This is a genomic window from Streptomyces sp. NBC_00259 (genome assembly GCF_036181745.1).
Taxonomy (GTDB): Bacteria; Actinomycetota; Actinomycetes; order Streptomycetales; family Streptomycetaceae; genus Streptomyces; species Streptomyces pratisoli.
In genome coordinates this window covers 7,513,355-7,534,534 of sequence record NZ_CP108080.1, presented here as the reverse complement: position 1 = coordinate 7,534,534, position 21,180 = coordinate 7,513,355, and the positions used below count along the sequence as shown (strand labels likewise).

The window sequence follows — 21,180 nt, the reverse complement described above, 5'->3', positions numbered from 1 at the left end:
CAGTGACCAGTGACCAGTGATCGGTGACGTGACCGGTGAACCGATACCCGGCGACCCGGCCGTGAGGTCGGGTCAGGTCCGGCCCGGCAGCGGTCCTGTGGGCGTCGACGTCCCCACTCCCTCGCACTGCGCGGGCAGGAGCGAGGAGCGGAGGGCGAAGTAGTCGGCGTCCTTGGGGCGTTCGGCCCGCGGGCGCGGACGCGGCGCGGGCTCCAGGTGCGGGATGTGCTTGGAACAGTGGACGTACGCCTCCTCCACCGTGATGTGCACCCACAGTTCGGGCCGTCTCCCCGGAGCGGTGTCCACGGGCAGGTCGGGATGGACACGCCGCTGGTCCTCGTCCCGGTGCAACCGCGCCGTGCCGTTGACGTGCAGGCCGATGTGGTCCTGGGTGAAGTCGACGAAGAGCAGGCCGATATGCGGATTCTCGGTGATGTTGCCGGCGCTGGCGAGCACGCCGTTGCCGCGGTACTCGGGGTAGGTGAGGGTGCGGTCGTCCAGCACGGTGACGAAGCCCGGGGGGCCGGCGCGGAAGGTGACGTCGCAGGCTCCGGCGGCGTCCGCCGTGGACAGGAACGCCATCGTCTGCCGTCCGATGAAGTCGGCCATCTGCGGGGTGAGGCGGGGCTGCACCTGGCGGTCGTAGAAGGTGCCGGCCTGGTCGGTGGTGCCGAGCAGCTGCTGCAGACGGCGTTCGCCTGCGGAACCGGAGGACTGGGTGGAGTTCACGGAACGCACTGTTTCCCTGTGGGCCGTCGGTCGGGGATGAAGGGGGGAGGCTCCGGCACTCTAACTCCGTGTCAAACGCGTTGTCGTTGTTCGCGCGGATGTACGGCGGGACGGTGGGCCCCGATCGAGTGCGGGCGGCGGCCACCGGCGCGGCAGTCGCACTCCACCCCCTGAGGGGCATTTGATGTATGCCGCATGGCTCGGTGAATGCGGGGCACATGGTGAACACATCAGAAGAAGGAGTGGACGCTGTGTTGATGCCGGACCCCAAGGCGCTGCGGAGTCTCCTGGCGCGTTACGCGGACCTGCGCATTGCCGCACCCAAGAACGAGAAGAGCCGTCGCGCCCTCGACGACGTGACCTACACCTTGTGTGTGATGACAGCGACGACCACCATCGAGGACGCGCTCGAGGCGGCCGACGCGCTCCTCCCGTCCGCGGGAACCGCGACTCCGTTGCCCCCGCCCTCGACCGGCGCCACCACGTCCGTGGGGCACTCGGACGACGACGACGTCACGCTGGTCGCCTGACCGCACCGCCGGACCGCCGACGGCGGGCCGCCGTCAGCCAAGCTCGTTCGCCGGCTCGTCCACGGCGTCCTCGGTCACGGCGTCCTCGGTCACCGCGTCCTCGGTCACGGGCGGGCGGGTGGCGCTGAGCCACCGTTCGCTGCGGGCGATGTGCGCGGCGGCCGCGCTCGCCGCCGCTGCCGGGTCGCGGTTCGCCAGGGCGGTGATGATCGCCCGGTGGTCCTCGTCGCCCGCCCGCTTGAAATCCGGTCCCTCGGGCAGCGCGAAGACGCGGTAGTGGCGGGAGCGCGAGCGGAAGACCGTCAGCAGCGCCTGCATGGAGGGACTGCCGCCGATGCGGGCGATCTCCGCGTGGAAGCGGTGGTCGTAGTCGGCGAACTCCGCGGGGTCCACGCTGGCCTCGATCGTGTCGAGCAAGCCGTGGAGGGTCTTGAGTTCCTGGGGCGTGATCCGGGCGGCGGCCTGCGCCATCACATGCGACTCCAGGACCCGCCGGATCTCGAAGAGCTCCAGCAGGCCGTCGAGCGGCAGCAGTTCGACCGTCAGGGACAGCCTGCCGAGGAGATCCTCCGGCCTCAGCTGTGAGACGAAGGTGCCGGAGCCGTGCCGCGCCTCGACCGCGCCCAGCGCGGCGAGCATGCGCACCGCCTCACGCAGCGAACTCCGCGAGACCCCGAGCTCCTCGCACAGATCGCCCTCCGGCGGAAACCGCTGACCGGCACCGAGCCGACCGCTGGAGATCATGCGGCGCAAGCCGTGGAACGCCTTGTCGACTGCGGACATCGCTTCCTCCCGTGTTGGCCCGAGCGGCAGCGCCGGGCAAGGGCAGTCTAGGCCAGTCGTCATACACGACCACGACGAGAAGCAGAGTCATCAGATAACTATGGCCTGAACCCTTGCATCCATGGCCCGTGGCGTGCAGTATCTCGCCCAGTCATCACACCTCTTCCGGTGTCTGTCTGATGTCTAGCCCCGCTTGGAGTCTCGTGAGCACGACGGACCTCACCACCGCCCCACGTCCCCTCGTGCTCGCCGACGGCCGTCCCGCCGCCGCTGCCTGGTCGCTCGATCCCGCGGTCAAGCACCTGAACCACGGGTCGTTCGGGGCGGTCCCGCTGTCGGCCCAGGAGGAGCAGAACCGGCTGCGCCGGCAGATGGACGCCTCACCCGTGGAGTGGTTCCCCGCGCTGCCGGGAAAGGTCGCGGCCGCACGTGGCGCGATCGCCGGCTTCCTCCGGGTCGCGGCCGACGATCTCGCTCTCGTCCCCAACGCCAGCGCCGGCGCGAGCGTGGCGTACGCGAACGTGCCGGCGCGGCCGGGCGGCGAGGTCCTGGTCACCGACCACGGTTACGGCGCGGTGACCATGGGCGCCGAGCGTCTGGCCCGCCGCTGGGGCGGCACGGTCCGCACGGTCCATGTGCCCCTCGACGCCGACGCGGACACCGCCTACGCGTGCGTGGTGGCGGAGCTGAGCGGAGCGACCGGCCTCATCGTCCTCGACCACATCACCTCGGCGACCGCGCGGTGGATGCCGGTGGAGCGGATCTCCGCAGAGGCCCGCAGGCGCGGCATCCCGATCCTCGTGGACGGCGCGCATGTGCCCGGACTGACCGAGGACCCCGTCTCCGGAGTCGACTGCGACGTCTGGGTCGGCAACCTCCACAAGTTCGGCTGTGCCCCGCGGGGCACGGCAGCGCTGGTGGCGCGGACGGAGCTGCGTGAGAGCCTCTACCCGCTGATCGACTCGTGGGGCGCTCCCGAGCCCTTCCCCGGCCGCTTCGACACCCAGGGGACGGTGGACGTCACGAGCTATCTCGCCACGCCCACCGCCCTCGGTTTCGTCGAGGACACCTGGGGATGGACGACCGCCCGCACCTACATGCGCGAGCTGGCCGACTACGCGGAGCGGATCGTCGCGACGGCCTTCTCCGAACTGACCGGCGAGGACTGCCGCGTGGACGTGGGCATGCCGGTCAACGCCCTGCGGCTGGTGCGTGTCCCCGGCCCGCTGGCCGCCACCCATGCGCAGGCCGACGCGCTGCGTGACCGGGTGGCCCGGGAGCTGGGGGTCGCGACCGCGTTCACCAGCTTCGGCGGCGTCGGCTTTCTGCGCCTGTCGACGCATGTGTACAACACGGCAGCCGATTTCGAGTACTTCGCCGAGCGCTGCGTCCCCGTGCTCGGCGCATGGTCCCGCAACCAGTCCCACGGAGGACAGCGATGAAACGCAGGAACGCAGTCGCCGCGCTCGGCCTCGCCCTCACCATGACCCTGACCGGTTGCTCCGCCATGGGCGGCTCCAGTGACGGGACCGTCACGCTGCAGATGGTCGAGAGCCTGACCAACCCCGCCCGCACGGAGGTGCTGAAGCAGCTCATCGCGGACTTCGAGAAGCAGAACCCGAAGATCAAGGTCAACCTGGTCTCGCCGCCGACCGGTCAGGCGGACCAGAAGATCCAGCAGATGCTGCAGTCCGGCAGCGGTGTCGACACGCTCGAGGTCCGGGACATCACCGTGGGCCCCTGGTCCAACAACGGCTGGCTCCACGACATGAGCACCGACCTCAAGGGCTGGCAGGGCTGGCAGGGGCTGACCGACAACGCCACCAAGGCCGCGAAGGACCCCGAGGGCCGGACGTACTTCATGCCCTACGGCTTCTACGGGCTGAGTCTGTTCTACCGGACCGACCTCACCGGCCAGGCCGGGTACGACAAGCCGCCGGGCACCTGGGAGGACCTGCTCGAGCAGGCGAGTGCCATCCAGGACACGGGCAAGCGCCGCTACGGATACGCCTTCCGGGGCGGGCCCAACGCCAACAGCAACGTCACCGCGGTCATCGAGGCGTACGTCGCCGACAGGATCGACCCGGCCAACGGCTACAAGCTGTCCGACGGCCGCACGATCTTCTCCGCGCCCGAGGCACGCGAAGCCCTGAAGACGTACTTCGACCTGTTCAAGAAGGGCTCGCCGCCGTCCTCCATCGCCTGGGGCTACCCGGAGATGGTCGAGGGGTTCTCCAACGGCTCCACCGCCTTCCTGCTCCAGGACCCGGAAGTGATCGCGACCGTGCGGGAGTCCAAGGCGATCAAGGAGGATCAGTGGACCACCGCGCCTCTGCCGGCGGGTCCGGGCGGAAAGGCCGTCCAGCCGCTGGCGACCGCCGGGTGGGGCGTGGCCAAGGGCAGTAAGCACAAGGCCCAGGCCGTCAAGCTCGTCGAGTTCCTGTCGGAGGGCGAGGCGTCGACCACGTTCGCCAAGAAGAACAGTCTCGTCCCGATCCTGAAGCAGGCCGGCGAGGACAGCTTCTACAAGACCGGGCCGTGGGCCAGCTACGTGACGATGAACCAGAACCCGGACACGTATCTCACCGTCACCCAGCCCCGTGGTGTGCCCTGGTTCACCGAGTGGACGCAGAAGGCCGACGCGGACGTCCAGAAGGTGCTGCTCGGCAAGATGACGCAGGAGCAGTTGCTCACCGACTGGGACGCGTACTGGACCGCCAAGTGGAAGAACGAGAGCTGACATGAGGGCGGGCACGGCTTCCCCAGCAGACGAACGGACGCGCCGTCCCTCCCGCAAGGAGGGCGCCCGTCCCGTCGGGACGGCAGGCGGCGGGCGGCGCAAGCGCGAGTTCACGACCCGCCGGGGCCTGCTGATCGCGGCCTTCATGGCGCCGGCCGCGATCTTCGTGGCCGTGTTCACGTACTACCCGGTGGTGGCGGGCAGCCAAATGGCGTTCCGCCACTGGAACCTGACGGACCTCACCGACAAGTCGTTCGTCGGGCTCGGCAACTTCCGGGAGATCTTCGGCGACCCGCTCTGGGGCACCGTGCTCGGCAACACCGCCCTGTGGGTGGTCGCCTCGATCGTGCCCCAGCTCGTCATCGGGTTCGCGCTGGCCCTGTGGCTGCGGCGCCGTTTCCGCTTCCGCGGGCTCTACCAGGCGCTGATCTTCTTCCCGTGGGCGATATCCGGCTTCCTGATCGGCATCCTGTTCCGCTGGATGTTCAACAGCGAGTTCGGAGTCGTCAACGACCTGCTGATGAAGGCGCGTCTGATCGACGAGCCGGTGGCATGGCTGGCCGATCCGAAGACGGCCATGGTCGCCATCATCGTCGCCAACATCTGGTACGGAGTGACCTTCTTCGCCATCATGATCCTCGCCGCCCTGCAGTCGATCCCCGACGAGATCTACGAGGCGGCGGCGCTGGACGGCGCGGGCAAGGCGCGCACACTGTTCCAGATCACGATCCCGTACATCCGGGCCACGCTGGCCCTGACGGTGCTGCTGCGCATCATCTGGATCTTCAACTTCCCGGACATCATCTTCGGGACGACGGGCGGCGGCCCGAACAACGAGACGCACATCGTGACGACCTGGATGATCAACATCACCCAGCAGGGCGACTACGGAAAGGCGTCGGCCCTCGGCCTGCTGGTGGTGGCCGGGCTCCTGCTGTTCTCCGTCTTCTACCTGACAGCCACCCGCGAGAAGGGAGCGAAGTCGTGAACACCAAGGAGTCCTCGGCCGGAAAGGCCGTCAGGATCGGCTTCCTCACGCTCTGGCTGATCTTCACCGTCTTCCCGCTGTACTGGATCGCCATCACCTCGTTCAAGCCCGCCGGCGCCATCTTCTCCTTCCCTCTCGCGTACTGGCCCAAGGACTTCTCCCTGGAGAACTACGCCGGGCTGTTCGACAAGTCCCAGTTCGGGCTCTATCTCACCAACAGCCTGATCGTGGCGACGGTCGCCGGCACGGTCGCCACCGTCATCTCGATGCTGTCGGCCTATGTGCTGGCCCGGTTCGAGTTCCGCAGCAAGACCGCCCTGCTCATGGCGGCCCTGGTCACCCAGATGATCCCCGCCTTCATCGCGCTGGGACCGCTGTACCTGCTGATGACCGATCTCCAACTGGTCGACAACCGCTTCGGGCTGATCCTCGTCTACGTCGCGGTCTGCATCCCGTTCTGCACGGTGATGCTCCGGGGCTTCTTCGAGAACATCCCCGACACCCTCGAAGAGGCCGCCATGATCGACGGCTGTTCACGGTTCGGTGCGCTGTTCCGGGTGCTGCTGCCGGTGATGAAGCCGGGGATCATCGCCGCCTTCATCTTCAACTTCGTGAACTGCTGGAACGAGCTGTTCCTCTCCGTCACGCTGATGAACAGCGACGCCAACAAGACCGTCCCCACGGCGCTGAACGGCTTCATCTCCAGCTTCAACATCGACTGGGGTTCGATGTCCGCCGCGGCTGTGCTGACGATCCTGCCCACCATGGTGCTCTTCGCCATCGCCAGCAGGCACATCGTCCAGGGGCTCACCGCCGGCGCCGTCAAGGGATGAGCGCGGACGCGCCGAGCGCGTGGGCCAGGACCTGAGTACCGCCGGTCCCGGCCCACGCGCACCGGCTCTCTGCGGAAGTGCCGACGACCCCACTCCCGTACACGGCCACCACTCCGGTCGGCCGAATTCACCGAGGCCGGGCCGCGCCCATCGCGACGAGAGTGCCGCCCCCGGGCGGCGGGCAACAAGCGGACTCAATTCCTCCGCAGCCCCATCTCCGGCATTCGACAAGGCAGGACACGCAGAAAGCGCGTGCACCGGTATATCACCACCGCGCACCGTTGGACCGCAACCGGGCAAAGTTGACTGATGAACCATCAGATGATCTTGTGGGCGATATTGACAGCCCATGCCCCACAGGCAACGATGGCGGGCCGCGTCGCCGGAATCCCCCACCTCTTCCCCCACGCCTTCCCTGCTTCTTTCCTTGTGCAATTTCCGTGGCGCCCACGGGTTGCGAGCCGTGCTGCTCGTCGCCCCATTTCGGCGTACCCGCATTCTTTTGCCGTCGCCTCCGCCCGGCACGACTAGGCCATTGTTCACAGATCGATGGTTGACCCTTGAGTAACTTGACGCTATCTTCGAGCCGTTCCGAGCATGGCTCGAAATTCTCCTGCGCGCATTACGGAACGCCGCACATCCTGCGCTTCTGATTGACCGAAATTTAACCTCCGGGCAACGCCAACGCTTATTCGGAGAATTATGACGTCGGCAGAGCACATCGTGGACCTGGTCATCGGAACCACCCCCTTCGGTGAGCCGGACGCACGCCTCGCCGCCGCGGTCTGCCGGGCCGGCGGGCTCGGCGTGCTCGATCTGGGGGCCGGTGACCGGAGCGCGAGGGAAGCCCTCGCGGCACTGGGTCGTTGGGCGCCCGGGCGCTACGGCGTACGAATCGGGCCGCGCTGCCGATTACGTCCCGAGGAACTCGCCCCCGTCAGCGGCTCGGCCGGGCCGCACACCGTGGTGCTCGCCCCCGATTCGGCGTGGGAGGCGGGTGACGTCCCGCCCGGGCATCGCGTCCTCGTCGAGGTCACCGGACGGGACTCCGCCCGCAGGGCGGTCGGCGCCGGGGCCGACGGGCTGATCGCCCGCGGCAGCGAGTGCGGTGGACCCGTCGGCGAGCTGAGCACCTTCGTCCTCCTCCAACAGCTGCTCGACGACGGGAAGTTGTCGGACGTACCGGTCTGGGCCTGCGGAGGCATCGCGCCCGGCACGGCCGCCGCCGCCGTGGTCGGCGGCGCGGCCGGGGTGGTGCTGGACACCCAGCTCGCCCTGCTCGCCGAGTCCCGGGTGCCCGAGCCGGTCGCGGCGTTGCTGCGCACCCTCGACGGCTCCGAGACCGTCGTGGCGGACGGCAACCGGACCCTGCGTCGGCGCGGTCTCACCAATGGTCCGACGGGTACGGCACGTCGGAACGCCACGTCCAACCCGAACGCCACGTCAAGCCGGAACGGGACCCCAAGCCCGAACGGGACGGCAAGCCCGAACGGGACCGCAAGCCCGAACGGGACCGCAAGCCGGAACGGAACGGCGGGCGAAGGTCTCCACGAGGCGGGACTTCCCGTCGGCCAGGACGGGTTCCTCGCCGCCCGGTTCGCCGAGCGGTGGGGTGACACCGGCCGTGCCGTCCACGCCGTCGTGGACGCCGTTCGTGCCGCGGTGGACGAGGACACCGCGGCACGGGCGCTGGGGCCCGGCTCACCGATGAGCCGGGCCCTCGGCACCCGGCTGCCCGTCGCCCAGGGACCGATGACCCGGGTCAGCGACCGCGCGGCGTTCGCCGCCGGCGTCGCCGACGACGGGGCCCTTCCCTTCGTCGCCCTGGCGCTCGCAGGCGGTGAGCAGTCGCGGGCCATGCTGCGGGAGGCCCGGCGAGCACTGGACGGCAGACCGTGGGGGGTCGGGATCCTCGGCTTCGCTCCGGAGGAGACCCGCGCAGCGCAGCTGGAGGCCGTGCTGGAATGCCGCCCCACACACGCCGTCGTCGCCGGCGGCCGGCCCTCTCAGGCGCAGGCGCTGGAGGAGGCCGGGATCAGGGCCTTCCTGCATGTGCCCTCGCCCGGACTGCTGCGGCAGTTCCTCGACGCGGGCGTACGACGGTTCGTGTTCGAGGGTGCCGAATGCGGCGGGCATGTCGGTCCCCGCAACAGCTTTCCCCTGTGGGAGGCCCAGCTCGCCGTGCTGGAGGACTTCCTCGACGGTGTCCGCGCGTCGTCGGACGAGGCCGTGGCCCGCACCACCGCCGAACGCATCGAGGTGTTCCTCGCGGGCGGGATCCACGACGAGCGCTCCGCGGCGATGGCCGCCACGCTCGCCGCCCCGCTGACCGCGCGCGGCTGCGCCGTCGGCGTACTCATGGGAACGGCCTACCTCTTCACCCGGGAGGCGGTGGCCGAGGGCGCGGTCCGTCCGCTGTTCCAGCGCCGGGTGCTGGCCGCGGAGCGTACGACTCTGCTGGAGACGGCGCCGGGCCATGCCACACGCTGCGTACCGAGTCCCTTCAGCGACTCCTTCGGCGCTCTGGGGGCCGGGCTGCGTGGCGAGGGCCTGGACGACCGGGAGATCTGGGAACGGCTGGAACGGCTCAACGTCGGCCGGCTGCGGATCGCCGCCAAGGGCGTCGAACGCGACGGGAGCGGTTCCCTGGCCGCCGTGGACGAGGAACGCCAGCTGGCGGAAGGCATGTTCATGGCCGGCGAGGTCGCCGTGCTGCGCTCGGCCACCACCACCGTCGCGGCGCTGCACACCGCGGTGGGCGAGGGCGCCGTACGGTTCCTCGGTGCACGGGCGGCCGCCCTGCGTCCGCGCACCGGTGCCGACGGGCAGCCGGGGAAGCCGACGGCCGCGCCGGCGCCGCCCCTGCCGCTGGACGTGGCGGTGGTGGGGATGGCGTGCATGTTCCCGGGCGCACCCGACCTCGCCTCGTTCTGGGGGAACGTCATCGACGGGGTCGACTCGGTCGGTGAGGTGCCGCGCGACCGCTGGGACCCGGAGGTCCACTGCGTGGAGTCGGGCGGCGGGGTCGTCTCCCGATGGGGCGGGTTCCTGCCGCGAATCCCGTTCGACCCCCTGCGCTACGGGATTCCCCCCGCTTCGCTCGGCAGCATCGAACCGGTGCAGCTGCTCGCCCTGGACGCCGCCCGAAAGGCGCTGGAGGACGCCGGACTCGGCGAGGGCGGCCAGGACTTCGACCGCTCACGCACGGGCGTGGTGTTCGGTGCCGAGCCGGGCAGCGACCTGTCCAACGCGACCACCTTGCGCGCGGTCCTGCCCTCGTACTACGGATCGCTGCCGGAGGGTCTCGAACAGCAGCTGCCGGCGCTGACCGAGGACTCGTTCCCCGGCATGCTCGCCAATGTGATCTCCGGGCGGATCGCGAACCGCCTGGACCTCGGCGGCCCCAACTTCACCGTCGACGCCGCCTGTGCCTCCTCGCTCGCGGCCGTGGACGTCGCCTGCAAGGAACTGGCCGCGGGCACCAGCGACGTGATGTTGTGCGGCGGCGCCGATCTGCACAACGGCATCAACGACTACCTGCTGTTCTCGTCGGTCCACGCGCTCTCCCCCACCGGCCGCTGCCGGGCGTTCGACAGCGCGGCCGACGGCATCACGCTCGGCGAGGGCGTGGCCTGTGTGGTGCTCAAGCGGCTGGCCGACGCCGAGCGGGACGGTGACCGGATCTACGGTGTCATCAAGGGCATCGGCAGCTCCAGCGACGGCCGTTCGCTCGGGCTTACGGCGCCCCGCCCGGAGGGGCAGCGCCGGGCACTGCTGCGGGCGCACCACAACGCGGGGACGTCGCCCGCGGACGTCGGTCTGGTCGAGGCGCACGGGACCGGCACCGTCGTGGGCGACCGGACCGAACTGAGCGTCCTCACCGAGGTGTTCGAGGCCGCGGGAGCGAGCCCTGGCGGCTGCGTCCTGGGGTCGGTCAAGTCGCAGATCGGGCACACCAAGTGCGCCGCCGGACTGGCCGGTCTGATCAAGACCGTGATGGCCCTGCACACCGGGGTCAGACCGCCGACGCTGCACCTCGAGCAGCCGAGCACCGCGTGGCAGGAGGGCCGTAGCCCGTTCGTCTTCCACCGTGAGGCCCTTCCGTGGACCGCCAGGCCCGAGGAACGGCTCGCGGGCGTGAGCGCGTTCGGCTTCGGCGGCACCAACTTCCATGTGGTGCTGAGCGCCCACGATGACGCGATGCCGCCTCCGCGCGGCCGTGATGTCTGGCCGGCGGAGCTGTTCCTCTTCCGCGGGGCGGACGTTGCGGCCGCGCACCGCGCCGTCGCGGAACTGCTCGCCCTGGCCCCGGACGAGAAGCACAAGGAGCACGGGAAGCACGGCGAGCACCAGGGCTACGGGGAGGAGGGGAGGGAAGGTGACGGTTCCCGTGCCCGGCCGGGCCGGTCCAGGCTGCGGGAGCTCGCGGCGGCCGCGTCCCGGCTCTGCGACAGCGGTCGCGGACCGGTGCGGGTGGCCGTCGTCTCCACGGAACCGGACCGCCTCCGCGCCCAGCTGCGGCGGGTCCTCGCCGGTGAGCACGACCCCGCCGCCGGCATCCACCTGGCCGAACCCGACGGCGATCCCGGCGGCGGTCCCGACGGCCAGGAAGCCGGTGGCGCGGAAGCCGGTGGCGCGCAGGCCGGTGGCGCGCAGGCCGACCAGGCACCGCCGGGCAAGGTGGCCTTCCTCTTCCCCGGGCAGGGGAGCCAGCGGCCGGGAATGTTCGCGGACGTCTTCACCGCCTTCCCCGACCTGCACCATCTCCTCGCGCTCGGAGGCGGCACCGCCGCCGCGCTGCATCCGCCGGCCGCCTTCACCGACGGCACGCGTGAACGGCTGCGGGCCGCCCTCACCGACACCAGGGCGGCCCAGCCGGCCCTGGGTATGACCGGTCTCGCGGCCCACGCGCTGCTCACCCGGGCCGGGGTCGTGCCGGACATGGCGGCGGGACACAGCTACGGAGAGCTGGTCGCCCTGTGTGCCGCCGGCGCCGTCGAACCGGATGCCCTGCTGGAACTGAGTGCCGAGCGTGCCTCCGCGATCCTCGCGTCCACCGGTGACGATCCCGGCGCCATGGCGGCGGTGTCGGCGTCCGCCGCGGACGTCGAAAGGATTCTGCAGGCAGGCCCGGTGGACGACGCGGCAGAAGCGGCGCGGCTCGGCGACGGGCTGGTCGTGGCCAATCGCAACACGCCACGGCAGACGGTGATCTCCGGGCGCACGGCCGCCGTCGAGCGGGCCGTGGGACTTCTGAGGGACGCCGGACTCGGCGCCAGACGCCTCCCGGTGGCGTGCGCCTTCCACAGCCCGCTGGTCGCCGGCGCGGGCGAACGCTTCGCCGAAGCGCTGGCTCAACGCGCCGTAAGGACACCGGAGTTCCCGGTGTGGTCGAACCGGACGGCGCTTCCGTACGACGGTGCTCCCGACGCGATCCGCGCGGAACTGGCCGCGCAGATCGGCGCTCCGGTCCGATTCGCCGAGCAGATCGAGGCGATGTACGAGGCCGGGGCCAGGATCTTCGTCGAGGCCGGGCCCGGACGGGTGCTGACCGGGCTGGTCAAGGACATCCTCGGCGACCGACCGCATCGGACCGTCGCCTGCGAGCCCCGCCCGGGCCAGGGCCTGTCCGGGCTGCTTGACGCCCTCGCCCGCCTTGCGGTGGCCGGCGTGCCGGTGCGCACCGGCGGGCTGTTCGGGGAACCGGGCGCGGTGGTCCCGAAGGGCGCCGCCGCAGACAGGCCGCCCGGCTGGACGGTCGACGGGCATCTGGTCCGCACAGCTTCCGGTGATCTGCTGCCCGGTGCGCTGGCACCGGCCCGACGTGTCGTGGAGACGACTGTGACGACGAACCACCCCGACGGCGCGGCAGGCGCGGCCGCGGCCCGCCAGGACGAGCTGATCGCCGAATTCCTGCGGACCAGCCGGGAGATGGTGGCGGCGCAGCGCGATGTGCTGCTGACCTACTTCGGGGGGCATCCGGGCGGCGACGGTCGCGTCGCCCACGGGGCGCCCGGTCCGGTGGCGAACGGGCTGCGTCACGGCACCGAAGCGCCCGGGACCGACGGCACGGGCTCCTGGACCGACGGCACGGGCTCCTGGACCGGCACCGCGGCTCAGGTGCCCGCGGGCGAGCAGCCCTGGGCCCAGCCCTTACCCGCGCCTGCTCCCGCCGCGGTCTCCGGCGCGGCGCCGGACGCCGGCGAGGCGGGCCGGGGCTCCACCACGGCGCTCTCCGAGCAGGACATCCTGCGCATGGTCGTCGAGCTCGTCAGCGAACGCACCGGCTATCCCGCGGACATGGTCGAGCCGGGTCTCGATCTGGAAGCGGATCTGAGCATCGACTCGATCAAACGGACCGAGATCGTGGGTGAGCTGGCGGGGCGCCTGGTCGCAGCCGGTGCGGTGTCGTCCGGTGCGGCCGCACCGGACGACACCACGATGGAGGAACTGGTCAGGGCGAGAACCGCCGAGGCGCTCGCCGCCCGGCTCGCCGCCCTCGCGGCGCCCGACACAGCGGACGACACAGCGAGCGGGGCGGCGCCCGAGGCAGCGGACGTGGCAGGTCCCCGTGCCGCAGGGCCTCTCGCATCGGTGACCACCGCCCTCCCTCCCGAGGCCGCCCATCGCCCGGATCACGCGGAGGCCACCGGGCAGCTCCGGGCTCAGAACGGCGTGGACCGACGACCGGCCGACGCTCCGGGCGAGCCGGACGAAGCGAACAGGACCGCCGGGCCGGGCACGGCCGTCGCCGCGCCGAAGAGGTTCGTGCTGCGGCCCGTGGCGCTGCCCGACACCCCGGCTCCCCAGCCTGCCGGATCCCCGCTCACCGGGCGGCGGTTCGCGATCCTCGGGGACGGCGACGGTTCGTACACGGGAGTGGCCACGGCTCTCGCGGAGACCCTGGAGCGGCACGGTGCCGGCACCGTCCTCCTCGATCCCGGGCACCAGATGGCGGCGGAGGACGGACCGCTGGACGGCGTCCTCCTCCTCGACCCCCTGTCGGCATCCGGCCCGCCGGTGCTGCCCGCCGCCTTCCCCACCGTCCGCGCGGCGCTCCGGTGCCGCCCCGGCAGGCTGATCGCCGTACGGTGCGCCGAGAACGGCCGGGCCGTGGAGCGCACCGCCGGACTGCGCGGCCTCTTCCGTACCGTCGCCCGCGAGTACCCGGACACGCCGGCGTCCGTGGTCGACATCGACCCGGCCGGAGCACCGGAGCTGCGTACGGGGGCCGGTGTCGCCGCCGTACTGCTGGAGGAACTGGCCGCGCCGGGCGGCACACCGGTCGTCCTGCGCGGCGCCGCCGGCCGGTCCGCTCTCGAGCCGGACGAGGTGCCCCTCGGACTGGCGGCCACCACCGGGGCAGGGCCCGCCGGTCACGGGGCGGCCGAAGCGGCGGCCCTCGGACTCGACGCCGAATCGGTGGTCCTGCTGACCGGCGGAGCCCGTGGCATCACGGCCACGTTCGCGATCGCCCTCGCCATGGCCTCCCGGTGCAGGATCGAACTGCTGGGGAGGACTCCGCTCCCGTCGGGGCCGGAGGATCCCCGGACCGCGTCGGCCCGTGACCGTGCGGCCCTGCGCCGCGTCCTCGGCGGTCTCGGCGGACACGGCTCCCCCACCGAGATCGACCGGGCCGCCGAAGTGATCCTCGCCCAGCGGGAGATCGCCGCCACGCTCGCCGCCCTGGAGGCGGCCGGCAGCCGGGCCCGCTACCGCAGCGTCGACTGCCGCGACGGCGCGGCCGTACTCCAGGCGGTGAAGGAGATCCACGCCGACCACGGGCGCCTGGACGGGGTGATCCACGCGGCCGGAGTGGTGGAGGACCGCCTCATCGAGGAGAAGTCCGCCGAATCGTTCGAGCGGGTCTACGGCACGAAGGTCCACGGCGCGGCGTCGCTGCTATCCGCCCTCGACGAACTCCCCGACGGGCCCTCGTTCGTCGTGCTGTTCGGCAGTGTCTCCGCGGTGTTCGGCAACCGGGGCCAGGCGGACTACGCGGCGGCGAACGACGCGTTGGAAACCCTCGGCGAGCACTTCGCGGCACGCACCGGGCGGCGGACGCTGACCGTCCACTGGGGTCCCTGGGCGCCCGACCCCGTCCACACCGGGATGGTCGGTCCGGAACTCGCCCGCGAGTACGCGCGGCGCGGCGTCGTCCTGATCGATCCGGAGGAGGGGCCGCCGGCGCTGCTGAAGGAACTGGCGTGGGGCGGGGAGTCGGCCGGTGCCGTCGTCCACACCGCCTCGGAGTGGTGACATGGCCCTCGGCGGGACGGGCGGCCGCGCGGCACACGGCGTGAGCGGTGCGCGGGAGGGCGGATACCGGACCGTGCCGGTCGCCATCACCGGCATGGCGGTGCTGCTGCCCGGCGCTCCGGACCTGGCGGCGTACCGGCGCAATCTCGAAGCCGGTGTCGACGCGATCGAGGACGTGCCGGAGGGCCGCTGGGACGCGGAGTTCTTCCGGCCGGGTGCCGCGACGGGCCCGCACTCCGCGGACCACGTGTACTGCCGCCGGGGCGGCTTCGTCGACACGCTGACGGACGTCGATGTGACGCGGTTCGGCATCATGCCCAGTTCCGTGCAGGGAACCGAGCCCGACCAGTTGATCGCCCTGCGGGTGGCGGCGTCCGCGATCGCCGACGCCGGCGGCGAGGGCGGTCTGCCGGACCGGGAGCGCATCGGCGTGGTTCTGGGCCGGGGCGGATATCTGACGCCCGGCCTGGTCCGGCTGGACCAGCGGGTGCGTACCGCGAGCCAACTCGTCCGCACGCTCGGGGAGCTTCTGCCGGGCCTGGACGCCGGCCAACTCGCCCGGGTGCGCAGGGCGTTCACCGAACGGCTCGGGCCCGACCGGCCGGAGAACGCGATCGGGCTCGTCCCCAACCTCGCCGCCTCCCGCCTGGCCAACCGGCTCGATCTGCGCGGCCCCGCGTACACCGTGGACGCCGCCTGCGCCTCCTCGCTCGTCGCCGTGGACCAGGCGGTGGGCGAGCTGGCGTCGGGCCGCTGCGACCTGATGCTCGCCGGTGGTGTGCACCACTGCCACGACATCACTCTGTGGAGCGTCTTCTCCCAGCTCCGTGCCCTGTCGCCGAGCCAGCGCAGCCGGCCGTTCCACCGCGGCGCCGACGGCATCCTCATCGGTGAGGGCACCGGCGTGGTCGTGCTGAAGCGACTGGCCGACGCCGAGCGGGACGGCGACCGGATCTACGCGGTGATCCGGGGGACGGCGGTGAGCAGTGACGGCCGCACCGCCGGCCTGGTCAGCCCCGACCCCGGCGGCCAGATACGTGCCGTACGGCAGGCGTGGCGGGCGGCCGGACTGGATCCCGCCGCCCCGGGATCCGTCGGCCTGCTGGAGGCGCACGGCACCGCGACGCCCGCGGGGGACGCCGCAGAACTGCGTACCCTCGCCGAGGTGTTCGGGCCGCCCGACGGCCGGGACGGAGCGCCTGCGGTGATCGGCTCGGTGAAGTCGATGATCGGTCACGCCATGCCGGCCGCGGGGGTGGCGGGACTGGTGAAGGCCGCGCTCGCCCTGCATCACGCGACCCTGCTGCCGACGCTGCACTGCGACGATCCGCATCCCGCTCTCGCCGAGACCCGGTTCCGCACCGTGGCGCAGACGGAGACCTGGGAGGCGGTGGCCGGCGGACCGCCGCGCCGCGCGGCGGTGAACGCCTTCGGCTTCGGCGGGATCAACGCCCATGTGGTTCTCGAACAGGCCCCGGACGGCGTGCCGTTCACGGCCGGGCCGCCGGCACCGCCGTACGGTCCGGCACGCCGGACCGCCGTGCTGTCGGTGGCCGAACGCGAGCGGGTGCTGCTGCTCGCCACCGACAGCGCGCAGGACATGGCCGCCCTGCTCGGAGCCGACGATCCGGCCGTGCTGGACGCCGGGCTCGACGCGGACGCCGCGCGGACCGCGGGACGCACCCGGCTCGGCATCGTCGGCCCTACTGCTGACCGGCTCCGGCTCGCCCGCCGGATCGCCGCCAGAGGACGCGCCTGGCACGGGCGCAACGACGTGTGGTTCGCCCCCGAGCCCCTGCTCGGCGGCGAGCGGCCCGGCCGGATCGCCTTCGTCTTCCCCGGGCTGGAGAGCGACTTCGAGCCACGCGTGGCCGATGTCGCCGAGCACTTCGGACTGGTCCCGCCGGGCTCGGCGCTCGGAGCCGGCAGAGCCGAGGGCGGCAGCGCCGGAGCCGAGGACAGCCACGCCGAAGCCGACGTCGGTGACATCGGAGCCGAGGTCGGTGACATCGGCCGGCACGGCCTCGGTGTCGTCGCGGTGGGCCGACTGCTGGACGCGGCGCTGCGCCGTCTCGGTGTCGTGCCGGAGGCGGTGGCCGGTCACAGCATCGGGGAGTGGACGGCGATGGCGGCGGCCGGCCTGTACGCGGAGCAGGCCGTCGACGACTTCATGGCCTCCCTGGACCCGGACGCGGTGACGGTGCCGGACCTCGCCTTCGCCGCCGTCGGCGCTTCGGCGGAGCGGGTGGGTGCCGCGCTTCGCGAGGCCGGTCTGCCGGTGACCCTGTCGCACGACAACGCGCCCGGGCAGTCGATGGTGTGCGGGCCGCCGAACGCGGTCGAGTCCTTCGCACTCTCCTTACGGGCACGAGGAGTGCTCTGCCGTGTGCTGCCGTTCCGCTCCGGCTTCCACACCCCCATGCTGGCACCCTGCCTGGGGCCCTTCCGGGCGGCGGCCGAGCGGTTCGAGCTGCACCGGCCGACGGTGCCGGTGTGGTCGGGAACGACGGCGGCGCCGTTCCCCCGCGACGAGGCCGGGATCCGGGAGCTGTTCGTCCGGCACCTGCTGGAACCGGTCCGTTTCCGCCAGTTGACCGAGGCGCTGTACGAGGCCGGGTTCCGGGCGTTCGTCCAGGTCGGGACGGGGCAGCTCGGGTCCCTGATCGGCGACACCCTGAGCGGCCGGCAGCATCTGGTGATCGCCGCCAACTCACCCCATCGATCCGGCCTGGCGCAGCTGCGCCGGGTGGCGGTGGCCCTGTGGACCGAAGGGGCACCGGTCGAGCCGGACATGATCGACCGTCCCGGTGTGACGGGCGGGGCGGCGCGACCGGGTGCGCCGGGCGCGCCGGCGGAACTGCGGCCTCGCGCCGCCGGCCCGGACCAGAGTGACCAGGGCAAGAGTGAGGAGCGGGATTCGCCGAAGGGCCCGCCGGTACGACTCGACCTCAGCGGCGCGCTGATCTCTCTGGCCCCGGACGTACTGGCCGGGTTGCGGGCTTCACTGCACCCGGGTGTCACCAGTCCCTCGGCGCCCGTGCCCGCAGTGGCCCCTGCGGCTCCGCCCGGGGCGGACCGTTTCCCCGTACTGGCCGAACTCACCGCGCTGATGCAGGAGACCGCGACGACCGCGGCCGAACTCATCGCGGCGGCGGCCCTCACGGGCACGCCGGGCAGCGCCTCCGGACGCACAGCCCATGGCGGTGGCGCCCCCGGAACGACCCGCACGGTTCCGCCGCAGCGTGACCGCCCCGCGTCGTTGCCGCCGTCCGCCACCGCCCCGGTTTCCTCCGGCACCGCTGCCGGCGCCGACGCTCCGGTAGCCGCTCCCGCACCGGCTCCCGGGACTCCACCAGTTCCCGGGACTTCACCGGCGACCGGGAATCCACCCCCGGCGAACGGGACTTCACCGGGGAACGGCGCTTCACCGGACGCGCCGCCCGGGCGGGCGGTCAGGCCGTCAGCCGGGCGACCGGCCGGCTCGCTCCGCGTCGCCACCGACACCATGCCGTACCTGCTCGACCACTGCTTCTTCCGGCAGCGGCCGGGCTGGCCATCGGTGGCGGACCGCTGGCCCGTCGTCCCGGCCACGACGATCGTCCACCACCTGATGGAGGCGGCCGAACGCAGCGCCCCCGGCATGTGCGCGGTCGCCGTGCACGATGCCCGTTTCGACCGGTGGCTGGCCGCCTCCGAGCCGGTGGACGTCGCGGTCGCCGTCACTCCCGCGGGACCGGACCGGGTCTCCGTGTCCTTCGGCCCGTACGCCCGCGCGGTGGTCGAACTCGCCGCACGGCACGCCTCACCACCGGCGGGCCTGGGCTCGGAGGCGTTCCCCGACGAGCACGTCCCCGCACACACCGCCGCCCAGCTGTACGACGAGCGCTGGATGTTCCACGGACCCGCGTACCAGGGCGTCACCGCGCTGACGGGCATCGGCGCGAGACACGTACGAGCCGTCCTCACCACCCCGTCCGCCCCCGGGGCCCTGCTGGACAACGTGGGCCAGGTGCTCGGCTACTGGATCATGGCGACCGCCACCGAGCGGACCGTCGTGTTCCCCGTCCGGATGCGGCACCTGCGGTTCTACGGCCCGCCGCCCCGGCCCGGCACCCGGCTGGAATGCCTGGTCCGCGTCACGTCGCTCACCGGCGCGCTGCTCGAAGCCGATGTGCTGCTGACGTGCGGGGGCACCGTGTGGGCACGGTTGACGGGCTGGCAGGACCGGCGGTTCGACAACGATCCGCAGACGAGGCCGGTCGAGCGGTTCCCGGAGCGCAACACACTGTCCGTCGCCCGTACGGGAGGCTGGTCGCTGCTCCACGAGCGCTGGCCGGATCTGGCGTCACGGGAACTCGTCATGCGCAACATGCTGGGCGGCGACGAGCGCACCGCCTACGAACGCCATCCGCCGCGCGGCCGCCGGCAGTGGCTGCTCGGCCGGATCGCCGCCAAGGACGCGGTGCGGCACTGGCTGTGGCGGCAGGGCGCGGGGCCCGTCTTCCCGGCCGAGCTGAGGGTGGACAACGACGAACTGGGCCGTCCCCTGGTGACCGGACTGCACGGTCTGGACCTTCCGCCGCTGGCCGTGTCGATCGCCCACCGGGCCGAGTCGGCCGTCGCGATCGTCCGGCCCCGCGAGGCGGCCGGCGGTACGGACGGGGGTGCGGCCGGACCGCAGGCCGGACCGGGCATCGACATCGAGGAGATCGCCGAGCCCGCCGAGGCCACGGTCACCACGGCCCTCGGCGTCGAGGAGCGCGCGTTGCTCACCGCCTGCAGCGCCGCCGACGGCGACTCCCTCGCCGTGTGGTTCACGCGCTTCTGGGCGGCGAAGGAGGCGGCGGCCAAGGCCGAGGGGACCGGGTTCGGCGGCCGTCCGAAGGACTTCGCGGTGGTGGAGGCCGCGCGGGACCGGCTGACGGTCGAGGCGCGCACCACCGTCGCCGGCCGCCCGTCGGCACGCACGTACCGGATCCGCTGCGAGCAGGTGGCCACTCCCCCGGGGCTGCCGGCGCGCTCCTACGTCGTGGCATGGACCGGGGGCCCGGGGCAGGACAACGACGAGGAGGAGGACGGGAAGTGACCACGACACAGCCGGCGGGTCCGTCGGAGGCGGGGCGGGACGAGATCCTCGCCGACATCACCGCCATGATCGGGCTGGTGCTGGAGGACGACGGACTCGACGGCACCGAGGTCGGGATGCGGACCCGGTTCGCCAGGGACCTGGAGTTCGAGAGCATCGACCTGGTCACCCTGGCCGGCCATCTGGAGGACCGCTACGGACACGCGGTCAACTTCGCCGAGTTCATGGCCTCCATGGAACTCGACGACGTCATCGAACTGACCGTCGGCCGTCTCGTCGAACATGTCGCACAGTGCCTGAAGAGCGCGGAAGCGGCCTGACGGATGGCGATCCTCGACGTCGGCGACATCCGGCTGCACGTCCAGCGCCTCGGACCGCGCGACACCCCTCAGCAGGGCGGCGACGGGCGGCCGGGGCCACGGCATCGACTCGGCGGGCAACCGGCCACGGACGACGCGCCCCCGGCCGCCGCCACCGTCGTCCTGCTGCACGGTCTGCTCACCGACAGTCTGGCCAGCTACTACTTCACCATCGCCCCCGCCCTGGCCGCGGCCGGTCTCGACGTCGTGATGTACGACCAGAGGGGCCACGGCCGCAGCGAGCGGCCGGCGACGGGATACAGCCTCGACAGGTTCGTGGACGATCTCGGCGCCCTCCTGGACCGGCTGGAGATCCCCGGCCCCGTCCATCTGGTCGGCAACTCCTTCGGCGGCACGGTCTCGTTCGGCTACGCCATGCTCCGCCCCGGCAGGGTGGCGAGCATCTCCGTCGTCGAGTCCGAACCGGCCACGGCGTCGTGGGCGCGCAAGATCACCGGACTGCTGGGCCGGGTCCGGCAGGAGATGACCACGAACGAGACGGAGGCGCTCGACTGGATCGCCACGCACCGGGGCCGCCACACGGCCCGGCTCGCCAAGGCCGCGGGCCGGCTGGTGCGGGACACCGCGATCGCCCGCGAGGTCACCGCCTGCGACGTGGTCACCGAGGACGCGATCCGTTCGCTGCACTGCCCCGTACTCGCCGTGTACGGGGGCGACTCCGACCTGGCCGAGCAGGCCCCGTGGTTGCGGGACCGGCTCCCCCGGTGCCGGACGGTGCTGCTGCCCGGGCACGAGCACTCGGTACTGGTCCAGGCACCGGGCCGGGTACGCGATCTCGTACTGGACTGGATCAACCGCGCCTCCGCAGCGCACGACGACCCGCTGCCGGCCGCCCCGTGGAGGTGAAGGTCC

At 72.2% G+C, this 21,180-nt stretch carries 11 protein-coding genes; 9 read left to right on the top strand and 2 right to left on the bottom strand.

Annotated features, from left to right (window positions below; translation table 11 throughout):
• Nucleotides 1-72 precede the first annotated feature (72 nt).
• A complete protein-coding gene (locus tag OG766_RS33735) occupies nt 73-729 on the bottom strand; it encodes a pyridoxamine 5'-phosphate oxidase family protein (RefSeq protein ID WP_266384876.1) in 657 nt (218 codons plus the stop codon).
• 257 nt (nt 730-986) lie between these two features.
• Here OG766_RS33735 and OG766_RS33730 point away from each other — a divergent pair, with 257 nt between their 5' ends.
• Nucleotides 987-1,259: a DUF5133 domain-containing protein gene (locus tag OG766_RS33730; protein ID WP_266384879.1), complete on the top strand. Its 273-nt coding sequence runs from the start codon at nt 987-989 to the stop codon at nt 1,257-1,259.
• Nucleotides 1,260-1,292: 33 nt separating this feature from the next.
• Here the strand turns inward: OG766_RS33730 and OG766_RS33725 are convergent, their stop codons facing one another.
• Nucleotides 1,293-2,042 (bottom strand): FadR/GntR family transcriptional regulator, encoded by a 750-nt coding sequence (locus OG766_RS33725; RefSeq protein WP_266384882.1) that lies wholly within the window; start codon nt 2,040-2,042, stop codon nt 1,293-1,295.
• Between the two features lie 203 nt (nt 2,043-2,245).
• Here OG766_RS33725 and OG766_RS33720 point away from each other — a divergent pair, with 203 nt between their 5' ends.
• The 8 genes from OG766_RS33720 (at nt 2,246) to OG766_RS33685 (ending at nt 21,174) form a co-directional block, all read left to right on the top strand.
• On the top strand, nt 2,246-3,484 hold the full coding sequence (locus OG766_RS33720) for an aminotransferase class V-fold PLP-dependent enzyme (protein WP_266384885.1): 1,239 nt from the start codon (nt 2,246-2,248) through the stop codon (nt 3,482-3,484).
• A complete protein-coding gene (locus tag OG766_RS33715) occupies nt 3,481-4,782 on the top strand; it encodes an ABC transporter substrate-binding protein (protein ID WP_328727077.1) in 1,302 nt (433 codons plus the stop codon). Before OG766_RS33720 ends, OG766_RS33715 begins: the two co-directional genes overlap by 4 nt.
• Before the next feature lies 1 nt (nt 4,783).
• On the top strand, nt 4,784-5,770 hold the full coding sequence (locus OG766_RS33710) for a carbohydrate ABC transporter permease (RefSeq protein ID WP_266384890.1): 987 nt from the start codon (nt 4,784-4,786) through the stop codon (nt 5,768-5,770).
• Complete coding sequence (locus OG766_RS33705) at nt 5,767-6,603, top strand: carbohydrate ABC transporter permease (RefSeq protein ID WP_266384895.1); 837 nt, start codon at nt 5,767-5,769, stop codon at nt 6,601-6,603. Before OG766_RS33710 ends, OG766_RS33705 begins: the two co-directional genes overlap by 4 nt.
• A gap of 702 nt (nt 6,604-7,305) precedes the next feature.
• Nucleotides 7,306-14,862, top strand: a complete 7,557-nt coding sequence (locus tag OG766_RS33700) for an SDR family oxidoreductase (protein WP_328727076.1) — start codon at nt 7,306-7,308, stop codon at nt 14,860-14,862.
• Between the two features lies 1 nt (nt 14,863).
• Nucleotides 14,864-19,948 carry a polyketide synthase gene (locus OG766_RS33695; RefSeq protein ID WP_328727075.1) on the top strand — a complete coding sequence of 1,695 codons (5,085 nt, stop codon included), beginning with the start codon at nt 14,864-14,866 and terminating at the stop codon, nt 19,946-19,948.
• The gene (locus OG766_RS33690) at nt 19,945-20,268 is read left to right on the top strand and encodes an acyl carrier protein (protein ID WP_328727074.1); all 324 of its coding nucleotides are present in this window, start codon (nt 19,945-19,947) and stop codon (nt 20,266-20,268) included. The genes OG766_RS33695 and OG766_RS33690 overlap by 4 nt, the downstream gene beginning before the upstream one ends.
• A gap of 3 nt (nt 20,269-20,271) precedes the next feature.
• Nucleotides 20,272-21,174, top strand: a complete 903-nt coding sequence (locus OG766_RS33685) for an alpha/beta fold hydrolase (RefSeq protein ID WP_328727073.1) — start codon at nt 20,272-20,274, stop codon at nt 21,172-21,174.
• Nucleotides 21,175-21,180 lie beyond the last annotated feature (6 nt).

What these genes read in the sequence shown, in the direction of transcription:
- OG766_RS33710 (WP_266384890.1), top strand. Translation starts at nt 4,784, where the DNA reads ATGAGGGCGGGCACGGCTTCCCCAGCAGACGAACGGACGCGCCGTCCC.
- OG766_RS33730 (WP_266384879.1), top strand. Translation starts at nt 987, where the DNA reads ATGCCGGACCCCAAGGCGCTGCGGAGTCTCCTGGCGCGTTACGCGGAC.
- OG766_RS33695 (WP_328727075.1), top strand. Translation starts at nt 14,864, where the DNA reads ATGGCCCTCGGCGGGACGGGCGGCCGCGCGGCACACGGCGTGAGCGGT.
- OG766_RS33685 (WP_328727073.1), top strand. Translation starts at nt 20,272, where the DNA reads ATGGCGATCCTCGACGTCGGCGACATCCGGCTGCACGTCCAGCGCCTC.
- OG766_RS33700 (WP_328727076.1), top strand. Translation starts at nt 7,306, where the DNA reads ATGACGTCGGCAGAGCACATCGTGGACCTGGTCATCGGAACCACCCCC.
- OG766_RS33715 (WP_328727077.1), top strand. Translation starts at nt 3,481, where the DNA reads ATGAAACGCAGGAACGCAGTCGCCGCGCTCGGCCTCGCCCTCACCATG.
- OG766_RS33725 (WP_266384882.1), bottom strand. Translation starts at nt 2,042, where the DNA reads ATGTCCGCAGTCGACAAGGCGTTCCACGGCTTGCGCCGCATGATCTCC.